The organism is Streptomyces sp. NPDC006529 (assembly GCF_040611795.1).
Classification (GTDB): domain Bacteria; phylum Actinomycetota; class Actinomycetes; order Streptomycetales; family Streptomycetaceae; genus Streptomyces.
In genome coordinates this window covers 1-1084 of sequence record NZ_JBEXPB010000146.1, presented here as the reverse complement: position 1 = coordinate 1084, position 1084 = coordinate 1, and the positions used below count along the sequence as shown (strand labels likewise).

Genomic DNA, 1084 nt, shown 5'->3' with positions numbered 1-1084 from the left:
CTCATCCAGCGCCAGCAACGACACCACACCAACCACCGAACCAGCACCAGCCAGCAGACCCGCAAGACCCCCACGGTCCATGCCCGGATCCACCACAACCCGACGCGCCCCAGCACCCAGCGCAGCGACCACCGCCGTGTCATCCACACCCGCAGCCGGCACCACAACCAGCCACTCACCCGACAGCACAGCACCGGCAGCACCGTCCGTCAGCGGCTTCCACGACACCCGGTAACGCCAGCCGTCCACGTCCGACCGGTTGCCCACCTCATTGCGGCGTGCCGGCACCGCCTCCGGCCAGTACCGCTGGCGCTGGAAGGCGTACGTCGGCAGTTCGACCCGTACCGCACCGGTCCCGAGCACCGCAAGCCAGTCAACGGCGAGGCCGCGTACATGGCTCCGGGCCAGGGCGGTCATGACGGTCTCCGGCTCGGGGCGGCCCTTGCGGGCGAGGGGCACGAACGCCGACCCGTCCTCGCCGAGGCACTCCGCGCCCAGCGCGGACAGCACGCCGTCGGGGCCGAGTTCGAGGTACGTCGTGACCCCGGCGGCCGCCAGGGTCCGGATGCCGTCCAGGAAGCGGACGGCCTCGCGGACGTGTCGCACCCAGAAGTCGGCCGAACCCATCTCGTCCGAGACCAACGCACCCGTCAGATTGGAAACGACCGGAATTCGCGGAGCGGCGAACTCCAGCCCCCCCAACACCTCACGGAAGTCCTCCAACATCCCATCCATGTGCGGCGAGTGGAAGGCGTGACTGACGGCGAGCCGCTTGCTCTTCCGGTCGGCGAACACCTCCACCACCGCGAGCACGGCGTCCTCGTCACCGGCCACCACGACCGACGCAGGCCCGTTGACCGCAGCGATGCTCACCCGCTCGGTCAGCAACGGCAGGACTTCGTCCTCCGACGCCTGGAGAGCGATCATCGCCCCACCACCCGGCAGCGCCTGCATCAGACGCCCCCGCGCAGCCACCAACGTGCACGCGTCCTCCAGCGAGAACACACCCGCGACATGCGCGGCCGCGATCTCACCGATCGAATGACCCGACACGAAGTCCGGCCGGACACCCCACGACTCGACG

1 protein-coding gene is annotated in these 1084 nt (G+C 69.9%); it reads right to left on the bottom strand.

What is annotated here, in order from left to right:
- The coding region (locus ABZY31_RS31320) for an acyltransferase domain-containing protein (RefSeq protein ID WP_356417101.1) at positions 1–1084 on the bottom strand (1084 nt) is incomplete at both ends.